14 protein-coding genes and 1 riboswitch are annotated in these 20240 nt (G+C 36.7%); of the genes, 10 read left to right on the forward strand and 4 right to left on the reverse strand.

Going from position 1 to position 20240, the window contains the following annotated elements; all coding sequences use genetic code 11:
- Positions 1 to 231: 231 nt before the first annotated feature.
- Both FJR11_RS01260 and hemE read right to left on the reverse strand, forming a co-directional pair.
- Complete coding sequence (locus tag FJR11_RS01260; protein ID WP_168501909.1) at positions 232 to 5517, reverse strand: AAA family ATPase; 5286 nt, start codon at positions 5515 to 5517, stop codon at positions 232 to 234.
- Positions 5518 to 5696: 179 nt separating this feature from the next.
- Positions 5697 to 6749: a uroporphyrinogen decarboxylase gene (gene hemE, locus FJR11_RS01265; protein ID WP_168501910.1), complete on the reverse strand. Its 1053-nt coding sequence runs from the start codon at positions 6747 to 6749 to the stop codon at positions 5697 to 5699.
- A gap of 778 nt (positions 6750 to 7527) precedes the next feature.
- On the opposite strand from hemE, the gene FJR11_RS01270 reads away from it, so the two are divergent.
- The 5 genes from FJR11_RS01270 to FJR11_RS01290 all read left to right on the forward strand — a co-directional run bounded on the left by FJR11_RS01270 (position 7528) and on the right by FJR11_RS01290 (position 13010).
- Positions 7528 to 8316, forward strand: coding sequence for an NYN domain-containing protein (locus FJR11_RS01270; protein ID WP_168501911.1), 789 nt, complete (start codon positions 7528 to 7530; stop codon positions 8314 to 8316).
- Between the two features lie 97 nt (positions 8317 to 8413).
- Positions 8414 to 9100: a ribonuclease III gene (gene rnc, locus FJR11_RS01275; protein ID WP_168501912.1), complete on the forward strand. Its 687-nt coding sequence runs from the start codon at positions 8414 to 8416 to the stop codon at positions 9098 to 9100.
- Positions 9101 to 9556: 456 nt separating this feature from the next.
- A riboswitch (cyclic di-AMP (ydaO/yuaA leader) is annotated at positions 9557 to 9670 on the forward strand.
- Between the two features lie 164 nt (positions 9671 to 9834).
- Positions 9835 to 10479 (forward strand): universal stress protein, encoded by a 645-nt coding sequence (locus FJR11_RS01280; RefSeq protein WP_168501931.1) that lies wholly within the window; start codon positions 9835 to 9837, stop codon positions 10477 to 10479.
- A gap of 114 nt (positions 10480 to 10593) precedes the next feature.
- Positions 10594 to 11931, forward strand: a complete 1338-nt coding sequence (locus FJR11_RS01285; protein ID WP_168501913.1) for an SLC13 family permease — start codon at positions 10594 to 10596, stop codon at positions 11929 to 11931.
- Between the two features lie 329 nt (positions 11932 to 12260).
- Entirely contained in the window at positions 12261 to 13010 is a 750-nt protein-coding gene (locus FJR11_RS01290; protein WP_168501914.1) for a pentapeptide repeat-containing protein, read from the forward strand.
- Positions 13011 to 13324: 314 nt separating this feature from the next.
- Here the strand turns inward: FJR11_RS01290 and FJR11_RS01295 are convergent, their stop codons facing one another.
- Entirely contained in the window at positions 13325 to 13864 is a 540-nt protein-coding gene (locus FJR11_RS01295) for a DUF721 domain-containing protein (protein ID WP_168501915.1), read from the reverse strand.
- Between the two features lie 254 nt (positions 13865 to 14118).
- Here FJR11_RS01295 and FJR11_RS01300 point away from each other — a divergent pair, with 254 nt between their 5' ends.
- The 5 genes from FJR11_RS01300 (at position 14119) to FJR11_RS01320 (ending at position 18856) form a co-directional block, all read left to right on the forward strand.
- Entirely contained in the window at positions 14119 to 15300 is a 1182-nt protein-coding gene (locus FJR11_RS01300) for a hypothetical protein (RefSeq protein WP_168501916.1), read from the forward strand.
- A gap of 76 nt (positions 15301 to 15376) precedes the next feature.
- Positions 15377 to 16087: a PspA/IM30 family protein gene (locus FJR11_RS01305; protein WP_168501917.1), complete on the forward strand. Its 711-nt coding sequence runs from the start codon at positions 15377 to 15379 to the stop codon at positions 16085 to 16087.
- A gap of 164 nt (positions 16088 to 16251) precedes the next feature.
- Positions 16252 to 17043, forward strand: a complete 792-nt coding sequence (locus FJR11_RS01310) for a PspA/IM30 family protein (RefSeq protein ID WP_168501918.1) — start codon at positions 16252 to 16254, stop codon at positions 17041 to 17043.
- A 217-nt stretch (positions 17044 to 17260) separates the two neighbouring features.
- Positions 17261 to 17596 carry a co-chaperone YbbN gene (locus FJR11_RS01315; RefSeq protein ID WP_168501919.1) on the forward strand — a complete coding sequence of 112 codons (336 nt, stop codon included), beginning with the start codon at positions 17261 to 17263 and terminating at the stop codon, positions 17594 to 17596.
- A 75-nt stretch (positions 17597 to 17671) separates the two neighbouring features.
- Positions 17672 to 18856, forward strand: a complete 1185-nt coding sequence (locus tag FJR11_RS01320; protein WP_174762877.1) for an LL-diaminopimelate aminotransferase — start codon at positions 17672 to 17674, stop codon at positions 18854 to 18856.
- An 88-nt stretch (positions 18857 to 18944) separates the two neighbouring features.
- On the opposite strand, the gene nadC is transcribed toward FJR11_RS01320, so the two are convergent.
- The gene (gene nadC / locus FJR11_RS01325; protein ID WP_168501920.1) at positions 18945 to 19811 is read right to left on the reverse strand and encodes a carboxylating nicotinate-nucleotide diphosphorylase; all 867 of its coding nucleotides are present in this window, start codon (positions 19809 to 19811) and stop codon (positions 18945 to 18947) included.
- Between the last annotated feature and the right edge of the window lie 429 nt (positions 19812 to 20240).

Consider the following 20240-nt stretch of genomic DNA (forward strand, 5'->3'; position numbering starts at 1 on the left):
TGATAGAAAGACTCAGCATCATAGATGCCTGGATTTCAGCCTTCAATTTTTGCCCATGCAATGGCTAAATCTACTTCTAAGCTGTTCATGGGACGAATTATGAAAGTATCCATAGTCATAATAGTTTTTTAAATTTTCTTAGTAATTAGATTAACATATTTTTCCTGTTAAATAGCATTTAAGTTAGATTTAATTTACTAAATTTTTATAAACTCTGAACATAATCAAGACTTAATGAGATAGACAACGTTGTAAATAAATCTGAGCAATGTTATCACTAGGATTTATCCGTAAACAAGCTTCAAAACCTTGAATTGCTGCGGCAAAATCTAGACGATAATAATCTTCGCAGGCTTGATTAAAAGTAGATAAAGTTGCTAATTTTTGTTCTTTAATATCAGGAGTATCAGCATCAAAAACTTCATAAATCGTCACTGTTTCTAATTTACCTTTAACCTTCACTTTATCAACCTGACGAATAGCATAATTTTCTGGTTTTTGTAATCGCTGAAAGGTTTGTTGAGAAATTAATAAAGATACCCCATATTCTTTGGTCAAACCTTCAATCCGTGAAGCTAGATTTACCGCGTCACTAATTACTGTACCATCCATGCGGTTATTTCCTCCCACAGTTCCTAACATTAATAAACCTGTGTTAATACCAATACCATTTCTAATTGGTTCTAAACCATAATTAATTCGTTCTTGATTATAAAGGTTCAAGCGGTTTAACATGGCAATTCCTGCTTGAACTGCATCGTCTGCTTCACCGCTAAACAATGCCATAATTGCATCACCAATATATTTATCAATAAAACCTTGATTTTCAATAATTGCTGACTCCATGCGTGATAAATAAGCATTAATAAACTTGAAATTTTCTTCAGGAGTCATTTTTTCAGACATCCTGGTAAAATCTCGAATATCAGAAAAAAGTACAGACATTTCTAACTGAACTTGATCACCTAATCGCACATCAATAATACTTTCTTTCTGCAAAAATTGTAGGAATTGACGGGGAACAAATCGTTCATAGGCTTTATTCAGTTCTGCCATTTTCTGATAAAATCTAGCATTTTCAATAGCAATGGCGGCTTGTCCTGATAATAATTTAATAATTTGTACTCTTTCTTCTGTAAATGCGCCAGTAGTGAGATTATTTTCTAAGTAAACAATACTAATAAGTTTCCCTTGATTAATCAGAGGTATACAAAGAATAGATTGAGGTTGGTGATTTTGAACATAATAATCATTAGTAAATTGACCTTCTTTCGTAGCGTTATTTAAAACTATAGTTTCTTGAGTTCTAACTACATATCTAATGATAGATACTGAAAATTTGTTACTGTTTTCCAAAGGCAGAGATTGCAAAACAATAACTTGATCAATATCAATTTGTCCTTCGGCTTCAATCAAAAATCTACCTTGATGTTCTAAAATCAAAAATCCTGTTTGCGCTCCGGCATTTTCGATGAGAATTTTCATTAAACTAGATAATAGTTTATCTAGCATAATTTCCCCGGAAATTGCTTGAGAAGCTTTAATAATGCTGGCAATATCTAAATTAGTATTTGAGCCACTGCTGGTGACTCCTACCAATGTTGTATTCTTACTAACACTTCCTTGAGTTGCAGTTAGTAATTGAGGATATTGATTTTCTAACTGTTTAACTTTAACTTTAGCACCCCAACGCTGATAATAATAGCGAGCTTCTTGCATATATGCTCTAGCTGATAGCTCTTTTTTTTGAGATAGATAAAACTTAGCAGCAAGTTCACAAGCTAAGGCAACTTCTTGGATATATCCATTGTCTTTTGCTCCAGCAATAGCTTGATCATAATAATCAATTGCTGCTAACTTTTCTCCTAAAACTCGGCATTTTTCCGCTTCTACCAATTGCCATTTATGTAAATAATTCATCGGGGCGTGTTCTGCCCAAAATTGTAACTTAGATTGATTCTCTTTAACTGTTTGCTGTTGCTTGTCTACCTCATCTAAAGAAGATGGTACAATAGCTAGGGTAATCAGAGAATCATAAAAATATAAACCAGCTTCAATAATTCCGGCTAAAATGCCTAAGATATATTGTCTGGCTTGAACCGCATCTGCTGAAGCCTGAATAATGTCTCCCATCAAAAATTGCAATATTGCTCTATACAGATAGAAAGCAAATATTCGGTAAATATCTTTAGCAGCAAGAGATTGAGAAACCAGTTGTTCTTCATCCCCAGATTGTTGAAAAGAAATGTTGATTTTTTCTGGATTACCTAACAGAAACAGCGTTGTTTCCCAAAGAAGTGAACAATAATTTGCTGTGGTTAGTTGCTGGAAATCAAGTAATTGCTGACGGTATGCCCGAATTTGTTTTTCTAATTCTGTTAAAGGTTGTCCACACCAAAAGGAATTTAAACAAAATCCATGGCCATTATATCCAACATAATCTAATTGACCTGTTTCTAATCCGGCTTGATAGCCAGCCTGATTAATAGCTAACATCAACCGCAAGTGAGATTTGCGATGATGGAGATAAAAGCCAATCATCGCATAGGTAGCAGAACGCACGTTTTTACCATCTGCTGCGGATACCATTTGATAAGCTAATCGGCTAAAACTATCCGCTATTGTGACATCCTCTGTAAATATATTCAAAAAAGTTCCGTAAGAAGCATAACCAAAGGCTGAAGTAGAACTATTGCCATATTGAATTGATAAACTTACTTGTAAAACAATCACCAGAGGTAACAGGGGAGAAGCAACTATAATACAAACAGGACAAATACTTGCCGCTACCTGCATAATGGCCAATTTTTCAGTATCTACCATATTTGGTAGGTGAATCAATTCTTCAATAGAGTGATTTTCCATCAATATATTTATAGACTTGATCACCTCTTGAATATGTTGCTCAGAGGGATGATCAGGAATGTCAACTCCTAATTGTTTGAGAATAGATTGACCGATAGAAATTGCTTCAAAAAACTTATTTTGGGCAACTAATGAATGAATTTTGACAATATAAACACTAACGCGCTCTAAGGCAGTTTCTGCATGATCAATCACGGCATTAAACCACCCATTCATCTGTTCAAATTCACCACACAGTGAAGCCAATTCTACCGCTATTTCGTGCAATTTCAAAGTCATTTCATACTGTCGTTGCCAAGCCGAATCTCTATTTTCTAACGAATTTAAACCGATTTGGGCATAATCTTTAGCAGCTTGATAAGCGGTAGCATTTCTGGCTTTATGTGCAGCAAAAAGATTAAGTTGTGCTAGTTCATCGCGTTCAATTTGATTGTTAATTAGCTCAATGCCATAATTTAACTGATTAACTACTCTAAATATTTGTTCATCTATAGCTGTGGATGCGGTTTGCTGGAGGAGCAATTTGCCAATTTGATAATGAGTAATATTTCTCTCTTGTTCAGGAATTAGAGAATAAGCAGCTTGTTGAATCCGATCATGGACAAATTTATATTCGGGTAATTGATAATTTTCTGATTCAGGATCAAGAATTGCTAATTCTATTTCTTCATTACTGCCCAAAGGGATAATTAAACTATAATTAATGGCTGATTCTAAGTTATCAATTATTTCTCTTAAAGGTTTTTCTATGATTAAACTGAGAGTATTCAGATCAAATTGATTACCAATACAAGCTGCTAACTTTAATATCTGTTGTGTATTTTCTGGCAGTTTTTGAATTTTGCCGGACATTAATTCTACAACGTTATCACTAAATCCTCTACTGTTAATTTTCTCTAAATCCCATTGCCAATGCAAACTATCAAAGTTAAATTCTAATAAATTTTCTGTATACAAAGATTTCAAAAACTCATTAATAAAAAAAGGATTACCCTCAGTTTTCAATTGGACTAAATCAGCCAATTCTTTGATTTGCTCTTCTGGACATTTAAGAGTATCACTAATAATTTTTCTGGTTGTATTTAATGTTAATGGTAATAAATAAATGCTATTAATAATTTTTTCATTGCTGGCAATTTCTTCTAATGTTAAGATTAATGGATGGACAGCAGAGACTTCATTGTCTCGACAAGCACCAATTAAAAATAATCCTTGTGATGAAGAACTCATCAGCAACTCCATTAGTTTCAATGATGCGCTATCTGCCCACTGTAAATCATCGAGGAATATGACTAGAGGATGTTCTGGTTTGGTAAAAACTTGAATAAAGTTCTGAAAGACTAATTTAAACCGATTTTGTGATTCATTGCCGCTAACTTCCGTAATTCCTGATTGTTTACCAATAATTAGTTCTAATTCGGGGATAACATCAATAAGAATTTGTCCATTGATACCTACAGATTTTAAAATTTGCTTTTGCCATTTCTGCAATTGTGCTTCTGGTTCTGCTAACAGTTGTTTGATTAATTGTTGAAAAGCATTAACTATGGCACTATAGGGAATATTGCGCTGGTATTGATCAAATTTACCTGATATAAAGTAACCACGTTTTTGTGTAATTGGTTTATATAATTCTTGCACTAATGCTGATTTACCAATACCTGAGTAACCGTTAATTAACATCAATTCACTAGAATTGACACTGACTCTTTCAAAAGTGTTCAACAAAGTCCCAATTTCTTTTTCTCTACCATAGAGTTTTTGTGGAATTTGAAATTTATCAGATATATCTTGATGAGATATAGAAAAATTAGCAATACTACCATTGCTTTGCAGTTGATTTAAACATTTTTCTAAATCTGCTTTAATTCCCACGGCACTTTGATATCTTTCTTCAGCAGTTTTTGCCATCAATTTAAGAATGATATCAGAAACAACTTGAGGAATTTCTGGGTTAATTTGAGAAGCAGATAATGGTTGTTTAGCAATATGCCAATGTACTAATTCTAAAGCATCTGTTGTGGCAAAAGGTAATTGATTCGTTAAAAGTTCGTAAAAGGTGACACCTAAAGAATAAAAGTCTGTACGATAATCTAAACTGCGGTTCATTCTGCCGGTTTGTTCTGGAGATATATAGGCAAGTGTACCTTCTAAAACATGAGGATTTTTCAGGATAGGATTTTCTTTAGTTAGTAGGGTAGAAATACCAAAATCAATAATTTTTATTTCCTGAGTGTGAAAGTTATAAACAATATTAGCTGGGTTAATATCTTTGTGGATAATATTTTCTCTATGAATTTGAATTAAGCTATCTGTTGTACCAATGGCAATTTGCAGAAATTCTTTTAAATTAAAAGTGCGATTTTCTATCCATTTTCTTAATGATTCACCACCAAAATCATCAAAAATAATAATCAATCTATTCTGATATTTTTCTAAACTCAAAGAACGGCAAATTCCTGTTATATTTAGGTTATGAGTAATTTCATATTCTTGTTTATAACGAACTAATTCTTCAGGAGTAGGATAACTCTCTTGTAAAAGTTTAAGAATAACTGATTGATTATCTGTGGTACGTTTAGCTCGATAAACTAAAGAATTAGCACTTTCATAGATCAGAAGTAAGTTTTGATACCCAGGAATAATTAGCATACGGAAAAACAAATGGCGATAATCATAAAATATCAGAGAATTGCTCAGATACTTATAGTATAATTATAATCATAATGCTTCCTGTAGCTTGCTCAAAAATCGGCGAAAAATCATGTTTAAATGCCGATGGGTAAGTCCTATTTAATTAAGAATCAGGTGGGCATTGCCCACCCAACTGACTAAACCAAAGCGTTGAGTTGCTTTGCGGTTTCAAAGAAGAAAGCAACGTTTTCCTCTGGTGTTTCTGGTAATACACCATGACCGAGATTGAGGATATGTCCCCAGTTGCCGGCTTTGCGAACTGTATCCAAAACGCGATCGCGGATAAATTCCTTAGAACCAAATAACACACCCGGATCAAGATTACCCTGTACTTTTACGTGCTTACCTAATCTAGCTCTGGCATCTGCCATATCTACTGCCCAGTCTACAGTAATGATATCTGCACCAGAAGCAGGCATTCTTTCTAAAAGTCCGGCACTACCTGTCACCAACAAAATTAATGGTGTGTCAGGATGAGTTGCCTTAACTTTATCAAACACCATTTTTTGATAAGGTAGAGCAAAGGTATCATAATCTTGAGGGCTTAATTGTCCCGCCCAAGAATCAAACATTTGCACTACTTGAGCGCCACAATCAATTTGATAGCGCACATAATCAGCGATAGAATCAGCTAATTTAGTGAGTAGCTGATGGAGAATCGTCGGATCTGAGAAGGCCATATTTTTGATGATGGAATAGGTTTTAGAACCTTTACCTTCCACCGCATAAGCCGCTAACGTCCAAGGTGCGCCGACAAAGCCTAACACCGTTGATTGAGTACCTACTTCCTGCCGTAATGCTTGCAAAATCGTTCTGATAAACGGCAGTGCTGCTTCTGGATCTAAGGGACGCAGTTGTTCAATTTGTTCTTGAGTACGTATGGGCGAATAAATAATCGGTCCCTTCCCTTCCGCAATATCCATGTCAATCCCCATTCCTGGTAAGGGAGTGACAATATCGGAAAATAAAATTACTCCGTCGGGTTGGAAAGCTCTCCAGGGTTGGAGGGAAACTTCGATGGCTACTTCAGGAATTTCTGAGCGATCGCGGAATGAAGGATATTTTTCCCGCAAATCCCGATAAGCTTTCATGTAGCGTCCCGCTTGTCGCATCATCCATACAGGGGGACGATCTACCTGTTCACCACGAGCAGCCCGAAGGAGGAGAGGAGCCGTTGAGGAAACACCCATTTAACACTTCGTCCTAAGTCACTTTTATATGTCACCATTTAGCTTACCATCCTCCGATTCCCCTTGATACGTCTATCTATACAGGTCTTAAGGTTGCTTGATTTAACTTAATAAAACTTAATAGCAAATGCCAGAAGTAAAACCCATATCTCTCGTAGGGGTTTAGCACTGCTAAACCCTTACAATATCGGTCTGTTTACGATCAACATAATCATTAATAATACATTCGCCAAATTGAAAAAGGACTTGATTGGTTCATGGGTTGGATTGTTCACGTCAGCGTTGCCAAGCAATGGCACAAAACCCAACAAATTATTTTATAAGCAGGAGTATTGACAGTTTTAAAATTGCAGCGTAGAGTTATAAATAAGACAGCTAAATAATTACAATATCAAGCAATGCTCTAATGCGTAAGCTTCGGTGATTGTCTTAGCAGTAGTATTACTTTTTGACAAGTCCTGCATTATGTCTTTGTTTGGATATTTATTCCCGAATGAATATTCAGACAAAGATATAATGCAAGATTTATCAGAAAATAGTTCTGTTACTAAGACTGAAACTGATTAAAACAGCGAAGCTCAATGAGGGAAAGCCGATTTCTTGGTTTTCTTTTCCACATTGCTTTGTCACTATAGCGGTTCTCTCTTGAGTCAGATACAAAAACTCGTCCTGGAAATTGGGAAGGAACTATGATCTAGCTCATTTAAATACATACCGCTATAACAGATATGTGATTTAACCTGTTGATTTTAATTCAAGAAATCAAGGAATTAATCAAATGACAGTTTCTTCTTTACAAACAACTGAAAAAGCTAAACAGCAACAATTGAAAGTTTCCATCTATTGCGATTTTCAGAATGTTCATTTAAATTCTGAGTTATCAACAGAACTACTAGAGTTGGCTGAATCAAAAGGTCGTTTGATTACAAAAAAAATATATTATAATTCATTAGTTGACAATCTATCTGGAATCAAGTCCAGTTACGAAAATATCGGTTATCAAATGCTAGATGTTACCTGTTCATTAAAGAATAGTGTAGATAATCAACTTAAATCTGACGTAATTGATGATATTTGCCAGAATAATGCACCAGATGTGGTTATTTTGGTCTCAGGAGATGGTGATTTTGCTAATTTGGTTAAAGTTGTCCGAGACAAAAGTAAATATGTCATAATATTTGCTAGAAAAGGCAATCTTAAAAAGAGTTTGAAAGATGTTGCTAATGAATTTCACTTTATAGATGAATTACCTCAGTTAGTTGGAAAAAAAACTCAACCTCAAACTACTGTCATTAATCCTCAAATTAGTTACAATGAAGCTTTAGGATGTTTGATTGAAACTGTCAAGCAGACAATAAGCCAAGGTAAACCTACAAATTACAGCTATATTGATAGATTGATGCGTCAGCTTTACCCGAAATATCAAGGTATTTCTTCTATCTCTACACCCAGTGGTAAGAAATTTAAGAACTTTACTAAATTTGTTGATGCTGCTGTAAATTCAGGTAAAATCCAAAGGCAAAATCAGGAATTATTTTTAATCAAGTTAAATGAATTAGCAGCCTGATATAGCCTTTAAAACCTAGTTAAATAAACTGGATTTTACCAAAACTACCGCACCTTGCGGTTTTTTTCATTTTGAACATAGTTAATCTAGAAAACAAATGCACAAACTACTCACATTTAATAACGAAAAACTTCTCCGTCAAGCACTCACCCACCGTTCTTACGTCAACGAAAACCCCGGAGAAGGAGAACATAACGAACGCTTAGAATTTCTTGGTGATGCTATTCTCAATTTTATCAGTGGACAATATCTTTATCGTCGTCACCCCGAAAAAGGAGAAGACGAATTAACTCGTCGCCGTTCCGCATTAGTAGAAGAAAAACAACTAGCAAAATTCGCTCTTGAAGTAGGTTTAGACTTCAGAATGAGATTAGGAAAAGGGACAATTAGAGATGGAGGTTTTCAAAACCCTAACTTACTCAGTTGCACCTTTGAAGCTGTAATTGGTGCTTATTATTTAGATAATAATTGTAATGTTGAACCAGTTCGCGCTATTGTTGAACCATTATTTGATTCCGCATCAGAACACATTGTTGAAGCTCGCTCAAATGTAGACTCCAAAAACCGTCTTCAAGAATGGGTACAAAAAGAAATTACCCCAAATCCCCCTAAATATGTGACAGAACACATCGGTGGACCATCTCACGCGCCAGAATTCATTGCTAAAGTATTAATTGATGGTAAAGAATACGGTGAAGGAAAAGGACGTAATAAAAAAGATGCAGAAAAAGCTGCTGCTGAAGACGCACTAGCTAAATTAAAAAAACGAGGTTTACTAAATTGATGATTATTGATTTCAGATAAAGACGCTCATAATAATTTTACGTCTTTGCGCGAAATTAAATCCGCATATATCAAGGTAGCAGTAAACGAAGTGCTAAAAAATGCTAATTATTCTCCAGAAATTAGCATTGTGAACAAACACTAGCTAATGATATGCTTAACATCAACAACTAATAAGTATGATGAATACAGTAGCAGAGGTATAAAACCAGAAGTTAATTTTTCCTAAACTTTAGTAAATAGCCATTAAACATAGTTTAACAATGAATTATGGCTAGATTCTGACTTCTGAATTATTACTAGGTTAAAGTAATTTAAATCATTAAATATTAGGGAAAATAGGGGAAATCAGTAATTAAGCTGCTCACTACAAGCGTATCCTCAATATTCTTAAACTTGACTTTATCTAAACCTAGTGTAATAGTATTACTATATTTTTAGTGGGTAGCCTAATCCAAATTCATGAAAGCTGAATTTGAAGCGGAGGAACCAAGTATTTGGGGCTAATCTTATGAGAGACACCTTCCAGTCTTAGCCCGTCAGCTAACTCCGTCGGCAATGGAAGGAACCTCCAAAACTTTGGTTGTAATACCAGTTATAATTGGGGCTTCCTTAATCAATTTTAGATTGCGGATTTTGGATTTAAGATAAATCTAATATCTAAAATTGTTATCCCTGCTTCTCGTTGGTTAATCGTTTCAAGGGAGAGAAGTTAAAACTGTGAAAATTAAAACAATGTTAGCACGGTTGCAAAGTGCTATAGGTCGTGATGACCTAATTGAACAAATGGTATTATTACCAGAAGCTCAAAAATCATTTTCTCAAAGAGTTTCCCAGGCAAAATCAGCTAACTTAATTGTTGCCTATAATGGTTCACCTCGAAGTCATACAGCCCTAGATATTGCCTGTTGGATTGCCCACCAAACGAGTTTAGCTACTAACTCTCAAGTTACAGTTCAAGCCGTTTATGTAGTAGCAGAAAATTACAATCATCAGTCTCTTGATATATTCAATATTGCTGATAATCAAGCTCAATTAGAATGCCAATTAAGCCAGATATCAAAGCCAATCACCTTGCGATTAAATCAACCAAAAGGAACAGCAATTTTACCGCAGTTAGAAAGAGAATCGAGAACTTCTCTCAAGGAAGCAGATAGAATTATTTGGCAAGCAAAAACTCTAGCTGAAGAATGGCAAGGTTCTTTTAAATCACATTTGCGGTTTGGCAACATTGCCAAAGAACTTAAGAAGGTTGTTCAATTAGAAGCTGCTGATATCCTATTTTTAGGCTGCACATCTACCAATCATCCTCTGATTGAAACACTAGGTCATAATTTTCCTTGTGCAGTTTTAGGTATTCCCAATTGCATTGACGAATAATTCCTATTTTCAATTGCAGTGATTTGTCATTAAATTCAAATCATCAAAGAGTCACTTATACTTTAAGTGGCTTTTTCCTTGCTATCCAAACAATAATATTTTCAGGGTGATACGATGGAAAACTGGCAAGCTATTTTAAGTGTCATCATATTTGTATCTGTAATTGTTTTAATCATGACCGAATGGTTACATCTAACAATTGCCGCTTTATTGGGAGCATTATTACTCGTTTTTACTAACATCATGACTTTGCCAGAAGCTGTTGTTTATATCGGCAATAGTCATGGAACACTAGGGCTATTTTTTGGCGTAATGATATTAGTGAGGGCATTTGAACCAACTAATATATTTGCTTATTTAGCAACCCAAATTGTCATTCTCGCTCAAGGTGATGGGAAGAGATTATTGCTTGGGATTGTAGGGATAGTCACCCCCATTTGTGCAGTGTTACCTAACGCTACCACAGTCATGCTATTAGCACCATTAATTCCACCAATGGCACAAGAAGTAGGGGTAAATTTTGTCCCTTTACTAATTCTCATGGTGTTAATTGCTAATAGTGCAGGATTATTAACATTAGTAGGAGATCCAGCCACTTTTATTGTTGGCGATGCTATTAATATTAGCTTTACAGATTATTTATGGCAACTGAGTTTAGGAGGAGTAATTGCTATTATTGCTGTGGTGGTGACACTACCAATTTTATTTCGCAAAATTTGGAATACAAAATTAGATAATCTCACAGAATTACCACATCCACAAATAAATCATCCGAGAGTTTTAATGGTGGGTGCAGTAATAGTAGCTTTTGTGTTGTTATTTTTTGTCATTGGTGAATCTTTACCTGTACCTGTATCACCTGCTGCGGTAGCTTTGTTAGGTGCTGCTTTAGCTTTATTGCTATCTCACCATAGCAGAATTGATACTGTTAACAACATCTTGCGGGATATAGATTGGAGTACATTAATCTTTTTCATGAGCATTTTTGTATTAATTGGAGGATTAGATAAAACAGGTGTGATTAAAGGTTTATCAGCAGTATTAGCAACTATTTTGGGAACAAATATTTTACTAGGTTCTCTATTTTTGTTATTTTTTGTGGGCATATTATCTAGCGTTGTTCCTAATATTCCTTTAGTTGTAGCGATGGTTCCTTTGCTAAAACAGTATCTTGTTAGTGTTGGATTAGCACCAGTAGAAGTTTTAGCACAAAATTATCAAGGACAGTTTCCCCCAGAAGTTTTACCACTGTTTTACGCCATGATGTTTGGTGCAACATTAGGAGGTAATGGTACTCTCGTCGGTGCGTCTTCTAATATTGTTGCTGCTGGGATTTCTGAACAGCATGGAAAAAGGATTTCTTTCAAGACTTTTTTACACTACGGTATTCCCACAATGTTATTACAACTTGTGACTTTGGCTATATATGTATTAGTCCGGTTTTTGCTGTGAGTTTCGGCATTGCATAGATCCAAAATGAATTAAAATTTAAAATTTTTGTACAAGTCCAGTTTCATAAACAGGAAGTAGAGAGCAAAAAACAAAAACCCCCTGATTATTTTTGGGGGTTATTTTTGGTTTCTTTACCTTCCCCTGAATGCTGATGCAATATTATCAGGATTTTGATTAATGATTACGTATTAATAAACAGGAGTCAGCATATAGTTAATGTCTACTGGAAAAATCCCACGAACTTATGGAAATGTAGATTAATTTTATGTTGATTAGTATCATAACTCACATATTCAAATTAAACAATCACAAAAGACAGTATTTCCATTATGTTGAAAGTATTTTTTATTGCCCGTCATTTTCTTAACAAAATAAATACTCATATTAACAGTATTTTGGAAAATAAAATCAGTCCTAAGATTATTGAAATTCAGCAAAAAAGCAAACACACTCAACAATATCAAGATCCTAAAAATTATTTAGCAAAAGTAATCGAACAACTAGAGCAATATCCTATGAATACAAACATAGATACAATTCACGATTTAGAGCATATTGCTGATATTAATCCCCAATATCATTGGGTAATTATGAATATGCTCACCAATCTTGTCAGAAATAATACTGTTCCTGCTACCAAGCAAAAAATCACCAATAACTCGGCAGATAAAATTAGCCCATTTATTCAAGCAGCTATTACTGTTATTGCCAGAAGAGACACCACAAAAGACCCCGAAGATGAGCAAATTGATTTAAGTTACACAGATTTAAGAGGTATCAATTTGCAGGGAGCTAATCTCAAACAAATAAACCTTTATCAAGCTAATCTTTCTGGGGTTAATCTTGCTAATGCTAACCTAGAGGGAGCTATTCTCACTGCTGCTAACTTAGAAGGTGCAAACCTCAATCTTGCTAACCTATCTGGTGCAATTCTCAGTGCTGCAAACCTCGATAAAGCTAACCTTGCCGGCGCTAATCTACAACGAGCTAATCTATATTTAGCTAGTTTACAAGGTGCGATTTTAAATGATACTCTTCTTGAAAGCGCAAACTTGCGGGAGGCTAAATTTACAGTTTAAACAATTGAATATATTCATTCCAGCATATTTATCTAATCTTGCATCACCTCTAAAAACATAATTATTTCATGGGCATCACTTTTCATATCCCCAGCTTATTCCTAATTCTTCCTTGGCTAAAAAGACGTGATTTCGTTTATTTATCCAATAGTAATGGCAGAGAATTATGCAAAAAGTTGGGGATTTTGTTATTTATAAGTAATAATAGATCGCTATTAGTAATATAAAAAATCATCATTTTGTCATAAAAATATATTTTATTTTTGATATTTTCCATTATTTAAATATTTACAATCAGGGCTTAGAATCTACCTTCACAGCTTAGAGCAGCAGAGAGAACAAACATCCCAGCGTTTAAGTTCACCTGGTGGAGTGGGACATTGACATTGGGGACATAAAGGTAGATGATGCGATCGCTCTTGCATCTTTTTAGCCCAATTCTCAAAACCACCCAAAGCATTGTCAATGTTGGATTTTACTAACCTCTCACCAGTCAAATCATCAGCCACATAACTAGGATGTTCCGAGGCTGAAACAGTTGGTTCTGTTGCCGTCGTTGATGAACTTTTCCACTCCGCTGTCGAAAAGCGAATATCTACCAAAGACGTGGACAGTTTATCATTTAATTTTACCAAGATAGTTTTCCGTCCAAAAGTCAAATTTTGCGCCCAAGCAGCACTAGAAGTTGCTACCCACACTACATCACGCTGAATTGACAAAGGACGAGTTTGAGCAGCAATTGGAGTCCCCACAACTTCCACCCAACACTTCAGCAAACGTAGAAATACTTGTTCTTGCCATTGTGGTGAACGTTGAATATTCCCTAAAACCTGATCAATTGACTTAAAAGACATATTTTGTGAATAGTTTTACTATTTTAACTATTGTGGGATGGGGATCTTGCCTGTGCAAACTGTCCAAACTGTCCAAATTGTGCAATTTGAATGCATTACAAGCTGAAATTGCTAGTTAGGGAATAGGCAAGAGAAGCGTATTGTCAGCTATACTTCTAACCAGTAACTTAAGTAAAATAGCTGAATCCTGACCAACAATTTTCGCTAGTATATTGAAAATTAATTTAATCATCTACCTGACTCCATCTTAAACAATGAATCAAAATCCTCTTATAGATTCTGCCAAATCCTCTCAAACCCCAAGCTTAAACCCTGCCCTGACTACAGCACTGGCTAGTTTAGAAGTACAATTAGATCAAGAATTAACCAGATACAGACGCACACGCAAAAACTCCAGACAACAAACATCGGGAAGTGTAGAAAGTTACACTAGACCTAAAAAAACAGCCTTGTTGAACGACATTCAACTACCAGCAGTTCCTCCCATAGTCATTCCCCCAGAAAATCCGTTGTTGACGAGAGAGACTGAAGCAATTAATTTTCCCCAGGAATTTGCTATTTCAGAAGTAGAGGAAACCCCTACTCCTCCAAATTTAGAAAAATCTAGTAGCAGTATAGTTCCCACCAAAATCCAATCTGTTGAAAACCAAACCCTCCTCACCACAAACGATACTCCCAAACAACCAGATGATTATTTAGAATCTAGTGAAGCATTATTGCGAAGTTTGACAGCCGAAACACCACAAACTGAAACTCCTAATCCTCTTAATTCCCGTAACAGTGTGCTATCACCTATGGGTATTGGTTCAATTCTGTTGCTATTATTAGCAAGTTTAACTTTAGGCTATGTAGTCTTAAATCCCAAAAATTTATCTAAATTGAATTTCACCAACTTATTTGATAGTAATTCATCACCCACTGCGGAAAACACCGGAGTAATAGAAAATAATTCTCCACCAACTACCGAACCCAAAATCACCCCTATAGCCAAATATCCTAATTTAGCTACCCAAGAATTTCGACAAGTCAGAGATCCTAAAGATATCGTAGATTTAACACCAAAAATTAAACCTACTCCCCAAATCGTTCCCAGTCCCCTAGCTATTCAACCCCCCATAACTCCTATAACTCCTATAACTCCATTACCCACTCTTTCCCCTCTTTCTACTCTTTCCACACCTCTACCAAAGCCTACAGTCACCGCATCACCCCTTACAGAAGATGTGAAACCCTCAGCAGACGGCTACTATTATGTAATTGCTGATAATCAAGGTGATAAAGCTTTAACAGCAGCAAAGCAAGTAGTTCCTGATGCTTATTTATCACCAAACAAAAAATTTATTTATTTAGGCGCTCTGAAAACTCAGGATGAGATTAAGCGCAGATTACAGGATTTAGAAGCAAAAGGGATCAAAGGACGCTTACAGCAGCCATAATAAAAAATGTTGAGATGATTTAGGATGGCAATATAGCAATCCTCAAAGTCCGGTAAATGGTCAAGGTAGAGCCAACATGGAAGTTATTAACCGTATTCTGCGGGTGATTCGCGCTAATTTCAATAGTCTAGTCAGCAATGCAGAAGATCCAGAAAAGATTCTGGAAAAAGCTTTCATGGAAATGCAAGAAAATTTGGTACAATTGCGTCAAGGAGTAGCTCAAGCGATCGCCACCCAAAAGCGCACAGAACGCCAAGCAGCGGCTGGGGAATCCCAATCTGAAGAATGGTATCGTCGCGCCCAATTAGCCCTCCAACAGGGTAATGAGTCTCTCGCACGGGAAGCTCTCACCAAACGCAAATTCTACCAAGAAACGGCAACAACCTTAATCAGCCAAATTCAGCAGCAAAAAGAGGTAGTCGCCAAATTGAAGCAAGATATGCGGACTTTGGAGTTAAAACTGGCTGAAGTGAAAACCAAAAAAGATATGTATATCGCTCGCGCACGTTCGGCCGAAGCTTCTTATTGCCTTCAGGAAATGTTAACTGGAGCTTCTGCCACATCTAGCTTAGGTGCATTAGAACGAATGGAAGAAAAAGTTTTACAGATAGAAGCACAATCAGAAGTTGCTAGTACACTGGGTGGTGATGATCTAGAAAAAAGATTTGCATCCTTAGATTCTTATAATGATATTGATACAGAACTGGCAGCAATGAAAACTCATATACTAGATCAAGGAAAAAATCCACAGCCAGATTATAATTTACCCAAAACACCCGAACCATAACTTTCCCTGGTTAATATAGATAATTGATAGGTTGATGATTCAGAATAGAAAAAAAGATAGTAATCCAGACTGGAAAGACTACATTGGCATAGGTAGCTATTAATATAGTAAAAAAAGCTAACTATCTAACCAAGAGCGTAAACCTCTAAAGGAAAAATAAATTTATGGGATTATTTGATCGCCTTAAACGAGTAGTTGGTGCTAACCTAAACGATTTAGTCAGTAAAGCCGAAGATCCAGAAAAAATGCTGGAACAAGCCCTCTTGGAAATGCAAGAGGACATGGTGAAGTTGCGTCAAGGGGTGGCTCAAGCAATAGCCGCCCAAAAACGGACTGAAAAACAGTATAATGAAGGACAAAACGAAATTAATAAGTGGCAACGTAACGCCCAACTCGCCCTGCAAAAAGGTGATGAAAGCCTAGCCCGTCAAGCATTAGAGCGCAAGAAAACCTATACTGATACCGCTACGGCATTAAAAACTAGCTTAGATCAGCAAACTGTTCAGGTAGAAGGCCTCAAGAAGAGTTTAATCCAGCTAGAGAGCAAAATTTCTGAAGCCAAAACCAAGAAAGAAATGCTCAAAGCCCGGATTACTGCGGCCAAAGCCCAAGAGCAATTGGGAAATATGGTTAGTGGGATGAATACCAGCAGTGCCATGTCTGCTTTTGAGCGCATGGAAGAAAAGGTATTACTTCAAGAATCTCGCGCTCAGTCTACCGCAGAATTAGTAGGTTCAGATTTAGAAAGCCAATTTGCAAAATTAGAATCTGGTAGTGATGTTGATGATGAATTGGCTGCTTTGAAAGCATCTCTCGCACCTGCACCAGAGCCAAAACTACTAACACCAGAACAACCCAGCACCACAACCCCAGCACAACCCACCAGTACAGCTAAACCTGCTGAACCAGTTGATGCTGAATTGGAGGCTCTACGCAAACAATTGGATAATCTGTAGTTTTTGCAGATAATTCAATTCAGTTAATCCCACACATTTGATTGTGGGATTTTACTTCATTTTTCCGAATGATTGTGATAAATTACCAGATGAAAAGATTATATAGTAAGTATTTTATAATTTAAAATCCAAAATCAGATCACAACTGACTCTCAGATTGAGATAGAGTATTTTGTGAACCAACTTGATTAATTTATGCTACTTTATGGAGACTATGATGAACAAGGGTGTAATCACTATCACTGATGCTGAGTTTGAAACAGAAGTGTTAAAAGCCGAGCAGCCTGTGTTGGTATATTTTTGGGCTTCCTGGTGTGGTCCTTGTCAATTGATGTCACCACTGATTAACTTGGCTGCAACAACTTATGGCGATCGCCTAAAAATTGTTAAAATAGAAGCTGACCCTAATCCACTCACTGTCAAGGAATATCGGGTAGAAGGTCTTCCCGCTCTTAGGTTACTAAGAGGAGAAACAGTATTAGAATCTACTGAAGGAGTAATTGGTAAAGATAAATTACTCAGTTTTTTGGAAAAGCATTTAAATAATAATTAGTTACCCGTCAGTGATCAAAACTCCATAGTTTATGATCACTCACTCATGACTAATGACCAATAAATAATCATTAAAATGCAATTTGCCACCCGGTTACAACCCTTAAAATCCAACGTATTTGCCGATATGGACACAGCCAAGTCCATTGCTTTGGCTGCTGGAAGAGAATTAATTGATTTATCGTTAGGTTCTTCAGACTTACCTACCGAGAATCACGTTATTGAAGCGATCGCACAATCTCTCCATGATCCTAGCACCCACGGCTACTTATTATTTCGTGGTACACAAAATTTCCGTCAAGCCGCAGCCCAATGGTATGAGCAAAAGTTCGGTATCCCAGTTGACCCAGAAACGGAAGTCTTACCCCTAATTGGTTCTCAAGAAGGGACAGCCCATTTACCATTAGCCGTGCTTAATCCCGGCGATTTTGCCCTATTATTAGATCCTGGTTATCCTTCCCATGCCGGGGGAGTATACTTGGCTGGTGGTCAAATTTACCCCATGCCATTAAAACCAGAAAATAACTTTTTACCAGTTTTAAGTGATATTCCCGCCACAATTTTAGCCCAGTCGCGGTTAATGGTATTAAGCTATCCCCATAATCCTACCAGTGCGATCGCCCCGTTATCCTTCTTTCAAGAAGCCGTAGCCTTTTGTCAACAACATAATATAGTTCTCGTTCACGATTTCCCCTACGTAGACTTAGTTTTCGCAGAAGAAACCCAAAATCCAAAATCCCCTGTTCCTTCAATTTTGCAAGCTGACCCCGAAAAAAGCGTCTCTATAGAATTCTTCACCCTATCAAAGTCCTATAACATGGGCGGTTTCCGCATTGGTTATGCAATTGGGAATCCGCAATTAATTCAAGCCCTCAAGCAAATCAAAGCCACCGTTGATTTTAACCAATATTTGGGAATTTTGAACGGAGCGATCGCTGCTCTTACCGGACCCCAAGATGGTGTAAAATCTGCCGTTGATATTTTCCGCCAACGCCGTGACACCTTCATCAAAGCTTTACACAACATAGGCTGGAACGTTCCCACCCCCCAAGCCACAATGTACATTTGGGCAAAATTACCCCCCCACTGGAGTCATAATTCCATAGAATTCTGTACCGAATTAGTTAAAAAAACAGGTGTAGCAGCTTCCCCAGGAGTCGGCTTTGGTGAATTTGGTGAAGGATACGTTCGCTTTGCATTAGTACAGAAACCAGAAATCTTAGAAACTGCTGTCGAGAGAATTTCTAAATTTCTGAACTAAAATCTAAAAGCAGCAAATTTAAAATCTCAACCTTTGCGTCTTTGCTCCTTTGCATCTTTGCGCGAAACATAATTCATAAATTTCACTACTAAAGCATCCTCATACTCAAATCTAACCACTTACACTGAGTAACAGGCGCACTAGTAGAAATATAATCTACACCAGTTTTCGCCACAGCGCGAACAGTCTCCAAGGTTACATTTCCGGAAGCCTCAATTTTCACCCGATCATCTTCATCACGAATCAATAATACAGCCTCACTCATCATAGACAAAGGCATATTATCCAACATAATAATATCGGCTTTGTACTGTAAAGCTTCCCGCACCTGCGCTAAATTTTCCGTCTCCACCTCAATCGTCAGAGGATAAGGAATTTGAGAACGAATGCGAGTAATAGCTTCCCCAATTCCCCCAGCCGCAACAATATGATTATCCTTAATCATCACCGCATCATCCAAACCCATACGGTGATTCATCGCACCACCCAAAGCACTAGCGTACTTTTCCAAAATTCTCAATCCTGGTGTAGTTTTGCGCGTATCTACCAACTGAGCAGGTAAATCAGCAATTTTTTCTACATATATATTAGTTAAACTCGCAATTCCACTTAATCGCATCACCAAATTAAGTGCTACCCTTTCCCCCATTAACAGCGTATCCAGTGAACCATTAATCTCCGCTATCACCTGTCCTGGTTCACAAGGTGTACCCTCATCGGTAACATTGACAAAATCAACTTGATTATTCAAAAGCTGAAACACCCTAGCCGCAACAGGTAAACCCGCAATTATCCCCGGTGCTTTCGCTATCCACTTAGCTTGTCCTCTGGCGGAATTTGGGGATAATAAAGATTGAGTAGTCCGATCTCCCCTACCAATATCCTCCAACAACCAACTTTGCAACAATTGATCCAGCACCAAAAACGGTGGTAGTACAGCCACTGAACTCTTCATATCATCTTCTAATATTTATATCCACTCAACATTATCAACAATTCTTTCCCATTCCCTAATTACTCAATGAGACAAATCATAGCCCCCTCCTCGCTTGCGGGGAGGGGGTTGGGGGTGGGGTTCTTCTATCTCAGCGAACCGAGAACCACTATAAAATGACAAAAATCTCAGGAATTTTAACACTCACAACCCTTGTATCGCAAGGATTTTAGACAAAACGAAAAAGCAATCCTAAAAATAGTTTGAAAAAGTAGTTGACAAAGCAAAGCAGGTTCGATATATTAAATAAGTGCCTGAAGCGAAGCGAAACAAACGCCACGCCGAAAGTCGCACCGAACCTTGAAAATATTATAGTTTGAAAGCCAGAATACAACAAGTACCCTGCGTCAGAAAAATCAAATAACCTGACCGTGGTTGTAAAAACGGTTG

Origin of the sequence: Anabaena sp. UHCC 0187, from assembly GCF_009712035.1 — a bacterium.
Classification (GTDB): Bacteria; Cyanobacteriota; Cyanobacteriia; order Cyanobacteriales; family Nostocaceae; genus Dolichospermum.